Below are 15,468 nucleotides of genomic sequence, written 5' to 3' on the forward strand. Positions count from 1 at the left end.
TCAGCGCCCCGTCTGCGACTCCGACATCCGCGCCTTGGCGTTGGCCTCGGCGACGAGGAGTGCCTGATCGGGATCCTCCGGCGTGGACGCCCCCTTCCGCACCTTGCCACCGCCGGACGCGGTGCGCCGCGACAGCCATCGAGCGAACCACGACAGGCTCAGGTTGATGGCCAGGTAGAGCACCAGGGTCACCACGAACAGCGAGAACATGTACCGATTGCCGTAGAAGCTGCCGAGATTGTTCATCGTGGTGCGGATGAGCTCGTTGTATCCCACGATGTATCCGAGAGACGTGTCTTTCAGCAGCACGACCAGCTGCGCCACGATGATCGGGAGCATCTGGCGGAACGCCTGCGGGAACTCGACGAGAATCTTCGATTGGAAGTAGCGCATGCCGACGGACAGCGCCGCCTCACGCTGACCGCGCGGCAGCGCCGCGAGTCCCGCTCGCAGCGCCTCGCCGATGAGGGTGCCGTTGTAGATGATCAGGGCGATCACGACCGCCCAGAACGCACCGGTCGATGCGACGAGGAGGATGAACAGCATCATCAGCAGCACCGGCATACCGCGGAAGAACTCCAGCAGCCACGCGGTCGGCACGCGGATCCACGCGTGCTCCGAGCTCCGCAGGAGCGAGAAGACGACTCCGAGGGCCACGGCACCGACAGCGGCCACCGCCGCGGCTTGCAGCGTCGCCAGCACCCCTCGCCCGATGAACTGCCACACCTCGGGATCGGTGAAGATGTCCCATCGGCTCCCGTCGAACATGCCCGGAAGGGTGATGCCGCCGGATTGACGGGGCGCGGCGAGGATCAGGAAGACCCAGACGGCGAGCGCGATCAGCACCGCCCCCGCGACGACGGAGGCGATCAGCGAATTGCGACGAGCCTTCGGGCCCGGCGCGTCGAAGAGGACGCTCGATCCGCTCATCGTGACACCACCCACCGCTTCTCGAGCTGGCCGGCCGCGAAGCCGAGCGGCACCGTGATGACGAGGTAGAGGGCCGCGGCCACCAGCAGGATCGGGATGACGATGTTGCCGTTGTCGTTCGCGAGCTGCCGGGTCGTGGCGAACAGTTCCACCACGAAGAATCCGCCCGCCACCGAGGTGTTCTTGGTGAGGGCGATGAAGACGTTGATGAGCGGCGGCACCGTCATCCGGAACGCCTGCGGAAGCACCACGAGCGAGACCGTCTGCCGGAATCCGAGCCCGATGCTGCGCGCCGCCTCGGCCTGACCGACGGGCACGCCGTTGATGCCCGAGCGAAGGGCTTCAGCCACGAAGGGCGACGTGTAGTAGGTGAGGGCGACGAAGGCGAGCAGCACGTAGGGCGCACGCACGCCGAGCATCGGCATGACGAAGGCCGTGAAGAAGAACACGAGCGTCAGCGGGGTGTTGCGCGCGATCTCGGTCCACGCCGCGGCGAATCCGCGCAGCACCGGAACCGGCGAGATGCGCATCGCCGCGATCGCGGTGCCGAGCACGAGGGCCAGCACACCCGAGACGACCAGCAGCAGCAGGGTGACGCGGAATCCCTCCCAGAACTCGGGCATGAGCGACCAGAGCTGCTCCATCGGGCCTCCTCTCGATCGGTGGGATGAGGGTGTCCCGCAGGCGAGTGCGGCACACCCTCATCGGGTCAGTAGCGGTCCGGTGTCGGCGGCTCGACGTAGGGCAGCACGGCACCGGCGGTGTCGTTCCACGCCTGCTCATAGCTGCCGTCGGCGTACGACTCCTCCAGCACGTCGTTGATCCACATGCGGAAGTCGGTGTCATCCAGCGCCAAGCCGATGCCGTAGGGCTCATCGGTGAACGGCTCGCCCACGACCTTGAACTCGCCCTCGTTCTGCGCGGCGAGGCCGGCCAGGATGACGTTGTCGGTCGACACCGCGACGACCTGACCGTTTCGCAGGGGCTCCAGGCAGTTCGAGTAGGTGTCCGTGAGGACCGGCTCCGCACCGATCTCCTCCAGCATGGCCGCCGGAGTCGACCCCGTCACCGAGCACACCGGCTGGCCGACGAGGTCCTCTTCGCTGGCGATGTCCTCGTTGTCGGCGAGAACGAGGATGGACTGCCCGGCCATGTAATAGGGCCCGGCGAAAGAGACGACCTCCTTGCGGGCGTCGTTGATCGTGTACGTCGCGACCACGATGTCGACCTGGCCGTTCTCGATGAACGGCTCACGGTTCGCCGACACGGTCTCGACCCACTCGATGTCTTCTTCGGCGATGCCCAGCTGGGCGGCGATGATCTTGCCGATCTCGACGTCGAAGCCCTCGGGTTCGCCGCTGGGACCGACCAGGCCGAACAGCGGCTGGTCGAACTTCGTGCCGATGGTGATGGTGCCGGCCTCGTTGAGCGCCGCCATCGTCGTGCCCTCGTCGAAGGTGACATCTTCTGCCGGCTCGGGAGCGGCATCGTCACCGGCGGTGTCCCCGCCACCGCAGGCCGTCAGCGCCAAGGCGCCGGCGGCGGCCAGCGCGATGAGCGGGAGTCTCGCTCGCTTCATGTCTCGTCCTTTGCTGTGTGCGGTCGCCGAAGCGACCTCTTCTCGATTCCCGCCCTGCGTCGCGGAGCGGTCCTTTCAGTGCTCGAGGATCTTGGACAGGAAGTCCTTGGCCCTCTCGCTCTGCGGGTTCGTGAAGAACTGCTCGGGTGCGGCTTCTTCGACGATGGCTCCATCGGCCATGAACAGCACGCGGTCTGCGGCCTTGCGTGCGAATCCCATCTCGTGTGTGACGACGATCATGGTCATGCCCTCCTGGGCGAGACCGACCATGACGTCGAGGACCTCGTTGATCATCTCCGGGTCGAGTGCGCTGGTGGGTTCGTCGAGGAGGATGAGCTTTGGATTCATCGCCAGCGAACGGGCGATGGCGACACGCTGCTGCTGGCCACCCGAGAGCTGACTGGGCATCTTGGCCGCCTGATTGGCGACTCCCACGCGATCCAGGAGCTCCATCGCCTGCTTCTCGGCATCCTTCTTCTTGAGGCCCCGCACGCGCATCGGACCAAGAGTGACGTTCTCGAGCACCGTCTTGTGGGCGAACAGATTGAACGACTGGAACACCATGCCGACGTCGGCACGCAGCTTCGCCAGCGCGCGCCCCTCTTCGGGCAGCGGGACGCCGTCGATGGTGATGGTCCCCGAATCGATCGTCTCAAGACGGTTGACGGCGCGACACAGCGTGGACTTTCCGGACCCGCTGGGCCCGATCACGACCACGACCTCGCCGCGGTTGACCACGGTGTTGATGTCGCGCAGCACATGGAGTTCGCCGAAGTGTTTGTCGACGTGGTCGATGACGACGAGCGGCTCACCGCGTCGCACGGTGATGTTCGACGTTCGGGCCGCCGATGAGGCATCGGATGTCGTCATGGCCTGAACATAGCCCCGGGGGAACCGCCGCTCCAGAGGTGACGCGCGACCTTAACCGAGCTGTAATCGACTCGCGCTGGTCAGATGGCTCAGTCGGCGCGCTGCGCGAACGCCGTTTCGTAGAGGCAGACGCTGGCAGCGGTAGCCAGATTGAGCGACTCGGCGCGTCCGTAGATCGGAAGCCGCATCGACATGTCGACCAGCGAGACGGCCTCGTCGTGAAGACCCCGCGCCTCGTTGCCGAAGACCCAGGCGGTCGGTTCGGCGAGGATCTCACGTCGAGCGAGGAAGTCCTCTCCTCCGACGTCGGCGGCGACCACCCGCACGCCGGCGGCGTGAGCGAGCTCGACGACGGTCTCGAGGTCGGCGCCGATGGCGATCGGTAGGTGGAACAGCGAACCGGTCGTCGAACGCACCACCTTCGGGTGGTACGGATCGACAGTGTTGCCCGTGAGGATGACGGCGTCGGCGCCGACCGCATCGGCGGCACGGATGATCGTGCCGAGGTTCCCCGGGTCGCGCACCTCCTCGCACACCGCCACCAGCCGAGGCGAGCCGGCGAAGATCTCACGGACCGACGTGGGAGCCTGCCGCGCGACCGCGACGATCCCCTGGGGTGTCACCGTGTCGGCCATCGCGTCGAGCACGGGCTCGGTCGTGTAGACCGGCTCGATTCCGGCGGACGCGGCCGCATCGCGGATGTCGGTGTGCTTCTCCAACGCGGCCGGTGTCGCGAACAGTTCGACGACCGTTCCGGGTTGGAAGGCGAGCGCCTCCCGCGCGGCCTGTGGCCCCTCGAGGAGATAGAGCCCCGTCTCTTTGCGTGCGCTGCGCTTGGTGAGCTTCGCCACGGCGCGCACGCGCGGCGACCGGGGGTTCTCGAGCACGCGACCAGTCTAGGGGCGGCGCCCCGCGGCGCCCCGCATCCACCTGCCCCGCGTCACACCCCCTGCCTCGCCCGCCCCACCTGCCCGGCCCGATGTCGGAGAATCGCGCCGATGTCGGAGGATTCCGGCGCGATCGTCCGACATCGGGCCGAATCTCCGACGATGCGGCCGCGCGGGGCGTGGCACGGGATGCCGAAAGGGCGCCCTCCCGGAGGAGGACGCCCTTTCGAGAGAGAGCCTTACGCCGTCTTCTTGGCGTTGACGTTCTCGGGCAGCGCCTTCTTGGCGGTCTCGACGAGCGAGGCGAACGCGGTCGGCTCGTTCACGGCGAGCTCGGCCAGCATGCGACGGTCGACCTGCACACCCGCGAGGCCGAGGCCCTGGATGAAGCGGTTGTAGGTCATGCCGTGCTGACGGCTGGCTGCGTTGATGCGCTGGATCCACAGGCGACGGAAGTCGCCCTTGCGCTTGCGACGGTCGCGGTACGCGTAGACGAGCGAGTGGGTGACCTGCTCCTTCGCCTTGCGGTACAGACGCGAGCGCTGACCCCGGTAACCGGAGGCGCGTTCGAGGATGACGCGACGCTTCTTGTGGGCGTTGACGGCCCGCTTGACTCTAGCCATTTCGTTTCGTTCCTATTCGTGCACGGGCCGCGTCAGCGGCCGAGAAGCTTCTTGGCCTGCTTGGTGTCGGCCTTCGACAGCACCTGATCCTGGTTCAGACGGCGGGTGCGGCGGCTCGACTTGCCCTCGAGGTTGTGGCGCATTCCGGCCTGCTGCTTCTTGAGCTTGCCGCTGCCGGTGATCTTGAAGCGCTTCTTGGCACCCGAGTGGGTCTTCTGCTTCGGCATTTTTCTTCCTTCGTGTCTCTTCCCGCTCGGGCGGGAACGGGGTCCCGACGGAGCGGGGGTCTTGGGGAGCGCTACTGCGCCGGGGCGGTGTCGCCGTCGGTGCCGGTGCGCGATGCGCGCGAGGCTTCCTTGTTCGCCGCGCGCTGAGCGTTCTGCTCGGCCTTCGCCTCGGACTTGTTCTTGTGCGGGGCGATCACCATCGTCATGTTGCGGCCGTCCTGCGTCGGGTTGACCTCGACGGTGCCGAATTCGGCGACGTCTTCGGCGAACTTGCGGAGCAGTCGCACGCCCTGCTCCGGACGCGACTGCTCGCGCCCGCGGAACAGGATCATGGCCTTCACCTTGTCACCGGCCTGGAGGAAGCCCTCGGCGCGCTTGAGCTTGGTGATGTAGTCGTGCGCCTCGATCTTCAGTCGGAACCGGACCTCCTTGAGGACCGTGTTCGCCTGATTGCGACGCGCCTCCTTGGCCTTCTGCGCAGCCTCGTACTTGAACTTGCCGTAGTCCATGATCTTGACCACGGGCGGCTTCGAGTTGGGCGCGACCTCGACCAGGTCGAGATCCGCCTCCTGAGCAAGACGCTGCGCAACCTCGATGCGGACGACGCCGACCTGCTCGCCGTTGGGGCCGACGAGACGGACCTCAGGCACGCGGATGCGCTCGTTGGTGCGGGGATCGCTGATGCGGAACTCCTCTTCGTGCGGGTGGTGGCCACCGCGACACGGTATGTCGCGGGCGGAAGAGTCCCCATTCCACCCGACGCGGCGTCCGAACGCCGACATCGTGCACCCGTACCTCGGTCGACATGCATGTCTCCGGGTCGACTCCGACATGGTGTCGCCGGAGCGGAGTGCGTGGACCCGGTAGCCTGGAGCGGCAAGCGCGGGTGGGATGTGATCCTCTTTCGTTCCAGAGCACAGTGCTCTGAAGCCCGCTGAAGTCTACCAGAAAGCACCACGTGTCCACGATTCCCCCCGACCACGGCCACGCAGACGACGAACGTCACGCTCGGTGGGCCTCTCAGGAAGCCGCCGCCGAGTCGGCGACCCGCGACATCGCGGATGTCCCCGCCGTCGAGGTGATCACCACCGCCGCGGTGCATCTGATGAGCGCGGCCGCCGTGAAGGTCGGACTCGCCGACGACCCCGACACGCAGAAGGATCTGGACGAGGCCCGCAAGCTCATCAACGCCCTCGCCGGGCTCATCACCGCCGGCGCCCCGGAGATCAGCGATATGCACGCGCGATCCCTCCGCGACGGACTGCGCTCGGTGCAACTCGCCTTCCGCGAGGCATCGGCGATTCCCGACCCCATCGGCAAGGGACCGGGCGAGAAATGGACCGGGCCGGTCAGCTGAGCGGATCCGAGCGCACGAGCTTCACGGCGAGCGAGTCCACCAGCACGGCGACGCGGTCATCCGCGGCCCATCGTCTCGCCAGGCGTGCGAGGACGGCATCGAGCTGCGACTGATCGAGACCGTCAGCCAGGTGCAGGCGCACGATCAGCTCGGGCCCGCGTCCACGCGCGCCCGGATCGCCGGGTTCGAGTGCGAGGTCGATGATGGCCAGCTCGCCGCCGACGCTCTCGTTGAGTCCGGCCGCCACCTCGGGCGAACGATGACTCGGCTCCCACTGCTGCGACTGAGCGATCGCCCAGACCGCCGGACGGCGGATGACGAACTCGGTCTCCGAGCCGGGATCGATGACGATGAGGTCGGTGTCGTCCGCCGATGCCGCCAGTGCGGTCCTGATGCCCTCCGCGGGCACCGGACGCGCCTGCGCATCCCACACCCGCATGGTGTCGACCGACGTGAAGACCGGAAGCACGTGTCGCCCGTCCGGTGCGGCGACCGTGACGATCGACAGCTCCTGCGTCTTGTCCACCGCGAGTCCGTGTGCACCGACCGCGTCGCCGTCACCGTCGCCCTTCTGCGCGATGAGGGGGATCAGCAGACGGGCTGTCCGGTACGCGTCGACGACCTGCGCCTCGGAGCCTTCGCCCGCCCGGAAGTCCCGCAGCGCCCGCTCGAGAGCGGGATCAGCACGGCCGTCGTCAGCGGCGTGGGGATTGTCGGAGAAGCGGCGTCCCTCCCACGGGACTCCCGCCGAGTCCGAGCCGCCGTCGGGCTGCGCGGAGTCAGCGCCCGGCGACATCCAGCGCCTCAGCGAGGGTGAAGTTCCTCGCATAGAGGGCCTTGCCGACGATCGCACCCTCGACGCCGAGGGGCACGAGCTCTCGGAGAGCGGCGATGTCGTCGAGGCTCGAGATGCCTCCCGACGCCACGACGGGCTTCGGTGTTCGCGTCACCATCTCACGCAGCAGGTCGGTGTTCGGGCCCTGCAGGGTGCCGTCCTTCGTCACGTCCGTCACGACGTAGCGACTGCATCCGGCTGACTCGAGGCGATCGAGCACCGTCCACAGGTCGCCGCCTTCGCGGGTCCAGCCCCGCGCGGCGAGCGTCGTCCCACGCACATCCAGGCCGACGGCGATGAGGTCGCCGTAGCGGCCGATCACGTCAGCCGCCCACTCGGGGTTCTCCAGCGCGGCGGTCCCGAGGTTCACGCGCGAGGCGCCGCTTTCGAGAGCCGCCTCCAGCGAGGCATCGTCGCGGATGCCGCCGGACAGCTCGACCTGAACACCGCGCACCGACTTGATCACCTTGCGCATGATGCCGGCATTGCTGCCCCGGCCGAAGGCCGCATCGAGGTCGACGAGGTGGATCCACTGGGCCCCCTGGCGCGCCCAGTCGGTCGCGGCGTCGACCGGGTCGCCGTAGTTCGTCTCCGAACCGGCCTCACCCTGCGTGAGTCGCACGGCCTTTCCCCCGGCGACGTCCACCGCGGGAAGCAGGACAAGCTGGGGCGTTGATGCGAAATCGTTCATAGCTCCTCGTGCGTCTCGGCACCGGATCCGGGCGGCCGGGCGCAGGCACGGATTCAGAGGTTAGTCGGCGCCAGCCCGTCGATCCAATTGGCGAGCAGCCGGATGCCGGCCTCCCCCGATTTCTCGGGGTGGAACTGGGTCGCCGCGAGCGGCCCGTTCTCCACGGCGGCGAGGAAGGGCACGCCGTGTTCGCTCCAGGTCAGGACCGGTTCGGCGAGGGGGCGCTGCGTCTGCATCGTCCAGTGCTGGGCGGCGAACGAGTGCACGAAGTAGAACCGCTCGTCCTCGATTCCCCGGAACAGGCGACTGCCGGCCCCCGGCGTGACGGTGTTCCATCCCATGTGGGGAAGGACAGGAGCATCCAACTCGGTGACAGCGCCCGGCCACTCGCCCAGTCCCGGAGTGTCCGCGCCCCGCTCCACACCGTGCTCGAAGAGGACCTGCATCCCCACGCAGATCCCCAGCACGGGCCTACCGCCGGCCAGACGTCGTCCGATGAGCTCGTCGCCGCGCCGTGAGCGCAGCGCGGTGACGACCGCCTCGAAAGCGCCGACGCCGGGCACGACGAGTCCGTCCGCGTCTTGGATCAGCCCTCGGTCGGTCGTCAGCCGCGCGTCGGCTCCGGCGGCGACGAGAGCCTTGACCGCGGAATGGACGTTCCCGGATCCGTAGTCGAGAACGGCGACGAGGGGCCGGTCGGTCACAGGGCGCCCTTCGTGCTCGGCACGCCGTCGATGAGCGGATCCAGCGCTTTCGCTTGGCGGAAGGCCCGCGCGAATGCCTTGTATTCCGCCTCGGCGATGTGGTGAGGGTCCCGGCCACCCAGCACCCGCACGTGGACGGTCAGCGCCGCTTGGAAGGACAGCGCCTCGAAAGTGTGGCGCACCAACGACCCCGTGAAGTGGCCGCCGATGAGGTGGTGTTCGAAACCGGCCGGCTCGCCCATGTGCACCAGGTAGGGTCGACCGCTGATGTCGACCACCGCCTGGGCGAGGGCTTCGTCGAGCGGGACGAGCGCATCCCCGTAGCGGCTGATGCCGGCTTTGTCGCCGAGAGCCTGCCGGATCGCCCGCCCGAGCACGATCGCGACGTCTTCGACCGTGTGGTGCGCGTCGATGTCGGTGTCGCCCGACGCGCGAACGGTCAGGTCGGTGAGCGAGTGCTTCGCGAACGCGGTCAGCATGTGGTCGTAGAACGGCACCGAGGTGTCGATGCTGCTGCGCCCCGTGCCGTCGAGGTCGAGCTGGAGCTCGACCGTCGACTCGCTGGTCGATCGGGTGAGCGAGGCGGTGCGGGTCATGACGTCGATCCTAACGACGCCAGCGCATCAAGGAACGCGCTCGTCTCCGCCTCTGTTCCCGCCGTGACGCGGAGGTGGTGCGGGATACCCACGTCCCTGATGAGGATGCCACGGTCGTAGAGGGCACCGAACGTCGCCGCCGGGTCCTGGACTCCCCCGAACAGGACGAAGTTCGTCCACGACGGGTGCGGCTGGTAGCCGAGCGCCTCGAGGGTGGCGGAGATGCGGTCGCGCTGCGCGACGATCTCGTCGACCATGCCGAGCATGACCGGCGCGTGACGCAGCGCCGCGAGCGCGGCGGCCTGCGTGATGGCACTCAGGTGGTACGGCAGGCGCACCAGACGCAGAGCGTCCACGACCGCGGGGTCGGCGGCGAGGTAACCCACGCGAGCTCCGGCAAAGGCGAATGCCTTCGACATCGTGCGCGAGACGATCAGTCGCTCGCGCCCCGGGAGCAGGGTGATCGCTGATGGCTCGTCGTGAGGCGCGAACTCCTGGTACGCCTCGTCGACCACGACCATCGCCCTGCTCGCGTCGTAGACCGCGGCGATCACGTCAAGAGGCAGCGGCGTGCCCGTCGGGTTGTTCGGGGCGCACAGGAACACCACATCGGGATCCGCTGCTGCGACCTGGTCGGCCGCCGAATCGGCGGTCACCGAGAAGTCGTCTTCGCGCGATCCCGCGACCCAGGCAGCACCGGTCGCTCGGGTCAGCAGCGGGTACATCGAGTAGGTGGGCGCAAAGCCGAACGCCGTCCGCCCCGGCCCGGCGAACGCCTGCAGGACATGCTGAAGCACCTCGTTGGAACCATTGGCGGCCCACATCTGCTCAGGAAGCAGCCCCTCACCCAGGTAGTCCGCGAACGCCTCGCGAAGCGGCAGGAACTCGCGATCGGGGTAGCGGTTGACGTCCCGAAGCGCCAAAGCGATCGCATCGAGGATGTCGGCGGCGACCTCGTCCGGCACGGGATGGGTGTTCTCGTTCACGTTGAGCGTCACCGGAAGCGGTGCCTGAGGCGCACCGTACGGAGTCATTCCGCGCAGATCGTCACGGAGAGGAAGGTCGTCGAGGCGAGCGGTCACCCCTCCCATGGTACGGGCGCGTTTCGCCCGGCGGACTACGGTGCCGTGTCGTAGCGCGCCGGGATGGCCAGCTCCTGACCAGCCGAGACAACGACACCGTCGAGAGCATTCAGGCGCGCGATGTCGTCGACGACGTCTCGAGGATCGCTCTCCGGTGCCACGCGCTCCGCGATCGCCCAGAGCGATTCACCTGCACTCACGACGACCGTGGAGAACGAGGCCGCGTCGCCGGCGTCATCCCGCGACGCCAGCGCGCTGCCACCGCTGATGACCGCAACCGCCACGCACGCGGCGGCGGGCAGTGCCGCGGCGGCGGCGAGAACGCGACGGCCGCGCACGGTCATGCGCAGGCGGGTGCGGTGGTGCGGGGTGATGCTGATCGCGGTCATCTCTCCTCCTTCTCGGCGGGAGGTTCGCATCGCAGAACTCGGCCGGGAGCCGGCGATGCGAACCTCTCTTCCGAAGCTATCTTCGATATCATAAGCTGTCAAGCGGCCCGAACGGTGGACTTCTCTCGAACACGACACGCGGAGCGCTTGCACACCGTGTCGGACGAGGGCGGATACCGTTTCGATGAGCAGAGCCCATCACCGACCTCCGACATTCGAAGGCCGGTGCCCCTCGGACGACGAGGGGTGAGGAGACAGGAGCACGAGATGACCGAGCCGACGAGCCGCGCGCGACCCCAGACCCGGCGGCGCCGCAGCCTCAGTGACAAGCAGCTCGCGATCCTCGAAGTGATCCAGCGATCGATCGCACGGCACGGGTATCCGCCGAGCATGCGTGAGATCGGCGACGCGGTCGGGCTGAAGTCATTGTCGAGCGTGACGCATCAGCTGAATCAGCTGGAGCTGAGCGGCTACCTGCGCCGCGATGCCGGGAAGACCCGCGCGATGGAGGTGCTCATCGACCTCCCCGGCGCGAGCACGGAAAGCCCCGCCGACGCGGCGCCCCCGGTGGGCGATGCCGCCATGGTCCCCCTCGTCGGGCGCATCGCCGCCGGGGTACCGATCACCGCAGACCAGCAGATCGACGAGGTCTTCCCGCTGCCGAGGCAGCTGGTCGGCAAGGGCGACCTGTTCATGCTCAAGGTGTCCGGCGAGTCGATGATCGACGCGGCCATCTGCGACGGCGACTGGGTCGTGGTGCGCTCGCAGCCGACGGCCGAGAACGGCGACATCGTCGCCGCGATGCTCGACGGGGAGGCGACCGTCAAGACCTTCCGCCAGCGCGACGGTCACGTGTGGCTGCTGCCGCGGAACTCCGCGTTCGAGCCGATCCTCGGGGACGAGGCCGTCGTGCTCGGCAAAGTGGTGGCGGTGATGCGCGCCGTCTGACGGCCGTCTCCTCGGCCGGCCAGCGCACCGCGCGTGCAACAACTCAGGCTGTGCCGGTGACTCTGGTGCCGTGGCGGCTTCCCGAGGGTGTCTCAGCCTGAGTTGGGTCAGCAGGAGGCGGGGGCAGGACGGAACTCTCACGCCGACGCCTCACCTCGCACGAGGCCAGGATCCAGGAGACAAGCGCCAGAATTCGGGCAAGAAACCAGAATTCGGGAAAAGGGTGTCCGGCCGCTTGAGGGCGTCGGAGAACCTGATCCGGGGCACACGTGCGAACGGGGCGGCGTTCCCGCCACAATGGGGCTGACCCGACAAGAGGGAGCCCTCGCCATGGCCACGACAGACATCGCCGATCTCCGCGCGGAGATCGAACGGCTGAAAGCGGAGAACGCCGACCTTCGTTCCCAGGCGTCCTCGGAGCTCAGCGGAGAAACACCCGTCTCAGACCGCGCTGGTCGCACCGGATGGTGGCGTGCGCTCATCTCGGCCGTCTGCATCGTGCTCGCCGGCATCCTGGTGCCCGTCTCCGTCCTCGGCACGTGGGCACGGGCGGAACTCGTGAGCGAGGACGCGTTCGTGCAGACCTTCGGCCCCCTCGCCGACGATCCCGATGTGCAGCAGCTGGTGATCGACCAGGCTTCCACCGCCGTCAACGCGGCCGTCGACGTCGAGGGCATCACGAACGACGTCATCGACGGCGTGCAGAGCCTGGACCTGCCGCCCGCCGCGTCGTCGGCGCTCGACCTGCTCCGCCAACCGGCCGTGCAGGGCGTACAGGGCCTCATCGACTCGGCGATCACCGGAGTGGTCCAGTCCGACGCATTCCCCGAGGTGTGGCGAACGGCTCTCGTCGCCAGTCATCGTGCGCTCGTCGCCGCGGCGACCGGCGACGACTCCACCGCGATCGCGATCGACGACACCGGCGCCCTCGGCATCCAGCTCGGCCCGATCATCGAGGAGCTGAAGACACGACTGGCCGCGCAGGGTTTCGGCTTCGTCACCTCCATGCCGGCGATCGATCAGACCATCGTCATCGTCCAGGCCGATGGGCTGCTTCTGGTGGGCACCGTCTACAACCTCGCCGTCACAGCGGGCTACTGGATCCCCTTCGTCGCCCTCGGCCTCGCCGCCGTCGGGGTGCTGATCGCGCGCCGACGGTCGACGGCCGTGCTCGGGGTCGGCCTCGCCATCACGATCGGCGCAGGGCTGCTCGCGGTAGCCCTCGCGAGCGCGGGAGCCGTCCTCAGCCTCAACGCACCCGGTCTCGGCATCCCCGCTCGCACTCTGGAGTCGATCTACGACACGGTGATCGGCGCCGTCCGCGACACGGCGGTCGTCCTGACCTTCCTCGGCATCGTCGTCGCCGTGGCGGCATGGCTGAGCGGCCGCTGGGCACCGGCACGGCGCATCCGCTCCGTGGCCGGCTCGCTCACCGCGTCGGCGCGATCGGGACTGCGCAGTCGAGGGCTCGACACGGGCGCCTTCGGGGACGCGATGAATCGCCAGCGCGTGCTCGTGCGCGTCGTCGTCCTCGTACTCGCCATGCTCCTGCTGTTCGCACTGCGGCCCCTGACTTTCGGCGAAATCGCCCTGGTCATCGTCCTCGCTCTCGCCGTGTGGCTCGTCACCGCCCTGCTCGAGAGGTCACCGTCTGATAGCGACGCGGAACCGACGGTCGGTGTTGAACCGACGGCCGATGTGGAAAGCGACACGGCGGTCCTTCCCGGCAACGCACCCACGCAGCCGTTGCGCTGAGCCCGCAGGGAGGTCACCGCGTCGTACGGTGGGACGATGACCTCCGAACTCCCCTACGGCTCCTGGCCCTCTTTGATCACCGCCGAGGCGGCCTCAGCGGCGTCGCCCCGGATCGACGGAGCTCGTTTCGTCGGGGAGGACGTGTGGTGGGGCGAGCCCGTTCCGGCCGAGGCCGGTCGCGTCGCGGTACGCCGCCGCGGCGACGGCGGAGACGTTGAGGATGTGCTGCCCGCTCCCTGGAACGCGCGAAGCACCGTGCACGAGTACGGCGGCGGCGCGTGGACCGCCGACGAAGCCGGAACGCTGTTCTTCGTCGAGAAGACGGATCAGCGCGTGTACTCCGTCGTCGACGGGACCGTGCGTCCCCTCACTCCCGTGGCGGGCCACGCGCGCCACGGCGGCCTCGAGTGGCGCGACGGCGTCCTGCTCGCCGTCCGCGAGGAGCACGATCCCGGGCTGGCCGTTCCCCGCCGCGCGATCGTCCGCATTCCGGTGGACGGATCAGCCGCGGACGACGACGCCGCGATCGTCGTCCTGGTACGAGGGAGTGACTTCGTCGCACAGCCCGCGCTCTCCCCCGACGGAACCCACCTGGCGTGGGTGGCCTGGAACCATCCGAACATGCCCTGGGAACGCGCCGAGGTGCGCGTCGGACGCATCGAGGGCGGCACTGTAGGCGAATGGACGGCTCCCGTCACCGGCGACCGCTCCGTCCTCCAGCCGCGCTGGCTGGACGAGCAGACCCTGCTGTACCTCGACGACGCGTCCGGTCGGTGGAATCTCATGCGGTGGCGGCTCGGGGACGAGGCCCCGAGGGCTTCGTTCGCCCCTGCCGACGCCGACACCGGAGGCGGACTGTGGGTGCTCGGACTGTCCTGGTACACCATTGCGGACGACCACGTCGTGGCGGTTCGCACGGACGGCGCAGATCATGTGGTGACGGTCGATCCCGCCACCGGTGCGACCACGACGTTGCCGGTCCCTGCGGTCTCAGGCGTCGTGATCGAGGACGCTCGGGGAGCGCGTGCGCTCGTCTCCGGTGCGGTGCCCGGCGGTGGAACCGGCGTCTGGAGCGTCGACGCTTCGGACGGGACGGTGGTCGCGGTGCGCGAATCATCCCCGCCGTGGGGGGAGGAATGGACGCCACGGGCCACGGCTGTCACGGTGGACGGCCCGTCAGGCCCCGTTCACGCGTTCGCGTACCCGCCCACCAACCCGGATGTCACCGCTGCCGACGGTGAACGACCCCCCTACGTCGTCTTCGTCCACGGTGGCCCCACTTCGCATGTCGGTCCGGTCGCCTCCTCGCGGGCCGCGTACCTCACCAGCCGCGGCATCGGCGTCCTGGATGTGAACTACGGCGGCTCGACCGGGTACGGGCGCGCCTACCGCGAGCGCCTGCGCGGGCAGTGGGGCGTCGTCGACGTGGCCGACGTGGTGGCCGCTGCCCGGGGACTCATCGACGGCGGACTCGCGGACCCGGATCGCGTCGCGATCGCCGGCGGTTCGGCCGGAGGGTGGACGGTGCTCGGTGCCCTGGTCACGGGAGACGTCTTCAGCGCCGGCATCTCCCGCTATGGCGTCGGCGATGCCCGCGCCCTCGCCGAAGACACGCATGACTTCGAAGCCCGCTACCTCGACGGTCTGATCGGGCCGCTGCCGGAGGCCGAGCAGCTCTACATCCAGCGATCCCCGCTGACCCACGCGGAGCGCTTCTCGGCGCCCCTGCTCCTTCTGCAGGGCAGCGAGGACGCGGTCGTGCCTCCCGCCCAGTCCGAAGCCATTCGCGATGCGCTATCGGCGCGCGGCGTGCCGCACGCATACGTGCTGTACGAGGGCGAGGGACACGGATTCCGTCGTGCGGAGACCATCGTCCACGCGCTGGAGTCTGAGTACGCCTTCCTCGGCGCCGTCTTCGGGTTCGACACCCCGGGGGTCGCGCCGATCGAGCTGCAGCGGTGAGCAGCGCCGCCTGCCGACGGTTCGGCGATCGGC

18 protein-coding genes are annotated in these 15,468 nt (G+C 68.7%); 4 read left to right on the forward strand and 14 right to left on the reverse strand.

Features of this window, described 5'->3' with window-relative positions; all coding sequences use genetic code 11:
- From B3S45_RS13345 to infC, 8 genes are all read right to left on the reverse strand, one after another.
- Complete coding sequence (locus tag B3S45_RS13345; protein WP_286721196.1) at positions 1-930, reverse strand: amino acid ABC transporter permease; 930 nt, start codon at positions 928-930, stop codon at positions 1-3.
- Positions 927-1,574: an amino acid ABC transporter permease gene (locus B3S45_RS13350; protein WP_071046073.1), complete on the reverse strand. Its 648-nt coding sequence runs from the start codon at positions 1,572-1,574 to the stop codon at positions 927-929. The genes B3S45_RS13345 and B3S45_RS13350 overlap by 4 nt, the downstream gene beginning before the upstream one ends.
- Positions 1,575-1,639: 65 nt before the next feature.
- The gene (locus B3S45_RS13355; protein ID WP_071046071.1) at positions 1,640-2,509 is read right to left on the reverse strand and encodes a glutamate ABC transporter substrate-binding protein; all 870 of its coding nucleotides are present in this window, start codon (positions 2,507-2,509) and stop codon (positions 1,640-1,642) included.
- 75 nt (positions 2,510-2,584) lie between these two features.
- Positions 2,585-3,379 carry an amino acid ABC transporter ATP-binding protein gene (locus B3S45_RS13360; RefSeq protein WP_286721199.1) on the reverse strand — a complete coding sequence of 265 codons (795 nt, stop codon included), beginning with the start codon at positions 3,377-3,379 and terminating at the stop codon, positions 2,585-2,587.
- Positions 3,380-3,468: 89 nt separating this feature from the next.
- Positions 3,469-4,266 carry a TrmH family RNA methyltransferase gene (locus B3S45_RS13365; protein WP_071046061.1) on the reverse strand — a complete coding sequence of 266 codons (798 nt, stop codon included), beginning with the start codon at positions 4,264-4,266 and terminating at the stop codon, positions 3,469-3,471.
- Positions 4,267-4,505: 239 nt separating this feature from the next.
- Positions 4,506-4,889 (reverse strand): 50S ribosomal protein L20, encoded by a 384-nt coding sequence (gene rplT / locus B3S45_RS13370; RefSeq protein ID WP_071045733.1) that lies wholly within the window; start codon positions 4,887-4,889, stop codon positions 4,506-4,508.
- A gap of 32 nt (positions 4,890-4,921) precedes the next feature.
- Complete coding sequence (gene rpmI / locus B3S45_RS13375; protein WP_071045731.1) at positions 4,922-5,116, reverse strand: 50S ribosomal protein L35; 195 nt, start codon at positions 5,114-5,116, stop codon at positions 4,922-4,924.
- A gap of 71 nt (positions 5,117-5,187) precedes the next feature.
- On the reverse strand, positions 5,188-5,766 hold the full coding sequence (gene infC / locus B3S45_RS13380) for a translation initiation factor IF-3 (RefSeq protein ID WP_286721203.1): 579 nt from the start codon (positions 5,764-5,766) through the stop codon (positions 5,188-5,190).
- A gap of 308 nt (positions 5,767-6,074) precedes the next feature.
- Here infC and B3S45_RS13385 point away from each other — a divergent pair, with 308 nt between their 5' ends.
- Entirely contained in the window at positions 6,075-6,473 is a 399-nt protein-coding gene (locus B3S45_RS13385; protein ID WP_071045729.1) for a DUF1844 domain-containing protein, read from the forward strand.
- Here B3S45_RS13385 and B3S45_RS13390 read toward each other — a convergent pair.
- Genes B3S45_RS13390 through B3S45_RS13415 form a run of 6 tightly spaced genes read right to left on the reverse strand, consistent with a single transcriptional unit; the run spans position 6,466 to position 10,770 of the window.
- Positions 6,466-7,269 (reverse strand): SseB family protein, encoded by an 804-nt coding sequence (locus B3S45_RS13390; RefSeq protein ID WP_071045728.1) that lies wholly within the window; start codon positions 7,267-7,269, stop codon positions 6,466-6,468. The two genes, B3S45_RS13385 and B3S45_RS13390, sit on opposite strands and share 8 nt — an antisense overlap.
- Positions 7,253-7,999 (reverse strand): bifunctional 1-(5-phosphoribosyl)-5-((5-phosphoribosylamino)methylideneamino)imidazole-4-carboxamide isomerase/phosphoribosylanthranilate isomerase PriA, encoded by a 747-nt coding sequence (gene priA, locus B3S45_RS13395; protein WP_071045726.1) that lies wholly within the window; start codon positions 7,997-7,999, stop codon positions 7,253-7,255. The genes B3S45_RS13390 and priA overlap by 17 nt, the downstream gene beginning before the upstream one ends.
- Before the next feature lie 53 nt (positions 8,000-8,052).
- The gene (gene hisH / locus B3S45_RS13400; protein ID WP_286721206.1) at positions 8,053-8,703 is read right to left on the reverse strand and encodes an imidazole glycerol phosphate synthase subunit HisH; all 651 of its coding nucleotides are present in this window, start codon (positions 8,701-8,703) and stop codon (positions 8,053-8,055) included.
- Positions 8,700-9,299 carry an imidazoleglycerol-phosphate dehydratase HisB gene (gene hisB, locus B3S45_RS13405; protein ID WP_414683095.1) on the reverse strand — a complete coding sequence of 200 codons (600 nt, stop codon included), beginning with the start codon at positions 9,297-9,299 and terminating at the stop codon, positions 8,700-8,702. The genes hisH and hisB overlap by 4 nt, the downstream gene beginning before the upstream one ends.
- Positions 9,296-10,390: a histidinol-phosphate transaminase gene (locus B3S45_RS13410; protein WP_176759458.1), complete on the reverse strand. Its 1,095-nt coding sequence runs from the start codon at positions 10,388-10,390 to the stop codon at positions 9,296-9,298. The genes hisB and B3S45_RS13410 overlap by 4 nt, the downstream gene beginning before the upstream one ends.
- Before the next feature lie 26 nt (positions 10,391-10,416).
- A complete protein-coding gene (locus tag B3S45_RS13415) occupies positions 10,417-10,770 on the reverse strand; it encodes a LysM peptidoglycan-binding domain-containing protein (protein ID WP_286721209.1) in 354 nt (117 codons plus the stop codon).
- A gap of 267 nt (positions 10,771-11,037) precedes the next feature.
- On the opposite strand from B3S45_RS13415, the gene lexA reads away from it, so the two are divergent.
- The 3 genes from lexA to B3S45_RS13430 all read left to right on the forward strand — a co-directional run bounded on the left by lexA (position 11,038) and on the right by B3S45_RS13430 (position 15,435).
- Complete coding sequence (lexA, locus tag B3S45_RS13420) at positions 11,038-11,718, forward strand: transcriptional repressor LexA (protein ID WP_071045718.1); 681 nt, start codon at positions 11,038-11,040, stop codon at positions 11,716-11,718.
- Positions 11,719-12,048: 330 nt separating this feature from the next.
- Positions 12,049-13,473 carry a hypothetical protein gene (locus B3S45_RS13425; RefSeq protein WP_286721212.1) on the forward strand — a complete coding sequence of 475 codons (1,425 nt, stop codon included), beginning with the start codon at positions 12,049-12,051 and terminating at the stop codon, positions 13,471-13,473.
- A gap of 36 nt (positions 13,474-13,509) precedes the next feature.
- On the forward strand, positions 13,510-15,435 hold the full coding sequence (locus tag B3S45_RS13430) for a S9 family peptidase (RefSeq protein ID WP_286721213.1): 1,926 nt from the start codon (positions 13,510-13,512) through the stop codon (positions 15,433-15,435).
- The last annotated feature ends 33 nt before the right edge of the window (positions 15,436-15,468 follow it).

This window comes from Microbacterium sp. UBA1612 (assembly GCF_002321605.1).
GTDB lineage: Bacteria > Actinomycetota > Actinomycetes > Actinomycetales > Microbacteriaceae > Microbacterium > Microbacterium luteum.

Bases quoted from the DNA above. Each gene is read 5' to 3' on its own strand.
- B3S45_RS13345 (WP_286721196.1), bottom strand. From the start codon at position 930: ATGAGCGGATCGAGCGTCCTCTTCGACGCGCCGGGCCCGAAGGCTCGT.
- B3S45_RS13350 (WP_071046073.1), bottom strand. From the start codon at position 1,574: ATGGAGCAGCTCTGGTCGCTCATGCCCGAGTTCTGGGAGGGATTCCGC.
- B3S45_RS13355 (WP_071046071.1), bottom strand. From the start codon at position 2,509: ATGAAGCGAGCGAGACTCCCGCTCATCGCGCTGGCCGCCGCCGGCGCC.
- B3S45_RS13360 (WP_286721199.1), bottom strand. From the start codon at position 3,379: ATGACGACATCCGATGCCTCATCGGCGGCCCGAACGTCGAACATCACC.
- rplT (WP_071045733.1), bottom strand. From the start codon at position 4,889: ATGGCTAGAGTCAAGCGGGCCGTCAACGCCCACAAGAAGCGTCGCGTC.
- rpmI (WP_071045731.1), bottom strand. From the start codon at position 5,116: ATGCCGAAGCAGAAGACCCACTCGGGTGCCAAGAAGCGCTTCAAGATC.
- B3S45_RS13390 (WP_071045728.1), bottom strand. From the start codon at position 7,269: ATGTCGCCGGGCGCTGACTCCGCGCAGCCCGACGGCGGCTCGGACTCG.
- priA (WP_071045726.1), bottom strand. From the start codon at position 7,999: ATGAACGATTTCGCATCAACGCCCCAGCTTGTCCTGCTTCCCGCGGTG.
- hisB (WP_414683095.1), bottom strand. From the start codon at position 9,299: ATGACCCGCACCGCCTCGCTCACCCGATCGACCAGCGAGTCGACGGTC.
- B3S45_RS13410 (WP_176759458.1), bottom strand. From the start codon at position 10,390: ATGGGAGGGGTGACCGCTCGCCTCGACGACCTTCCTCTCCGTGACGAT.
- B3S45_RS13415 (WP_286721209.1), bottom strand. From the start codon at position 10,770: ATGACCGCGATCAGCATCACCCCGCACCACCGCACCCGCCTGCGCATG.
- lexA (WP_071045718.1), top strand. From the start codon at position 11,038: ATGACCGAGCCGACGAGCCGCGCGCGACCCCAGACCCGGCGGCGCCGC.
- B3S45_RS13425 (WP_286721212.1), top strand. From the start codon at position 12,049: ATGGCCACGACAGACATCGCCGATCTCCGCGCGGAGATCGAACGGCTG.
- B3S45_RS13430 (WP_286721213.1), top strand. From the start codon at position 13,510: ATGACCTCCGAACTCCCCTACGGCTCCTGGCCCTCTTTGATCACCGCC.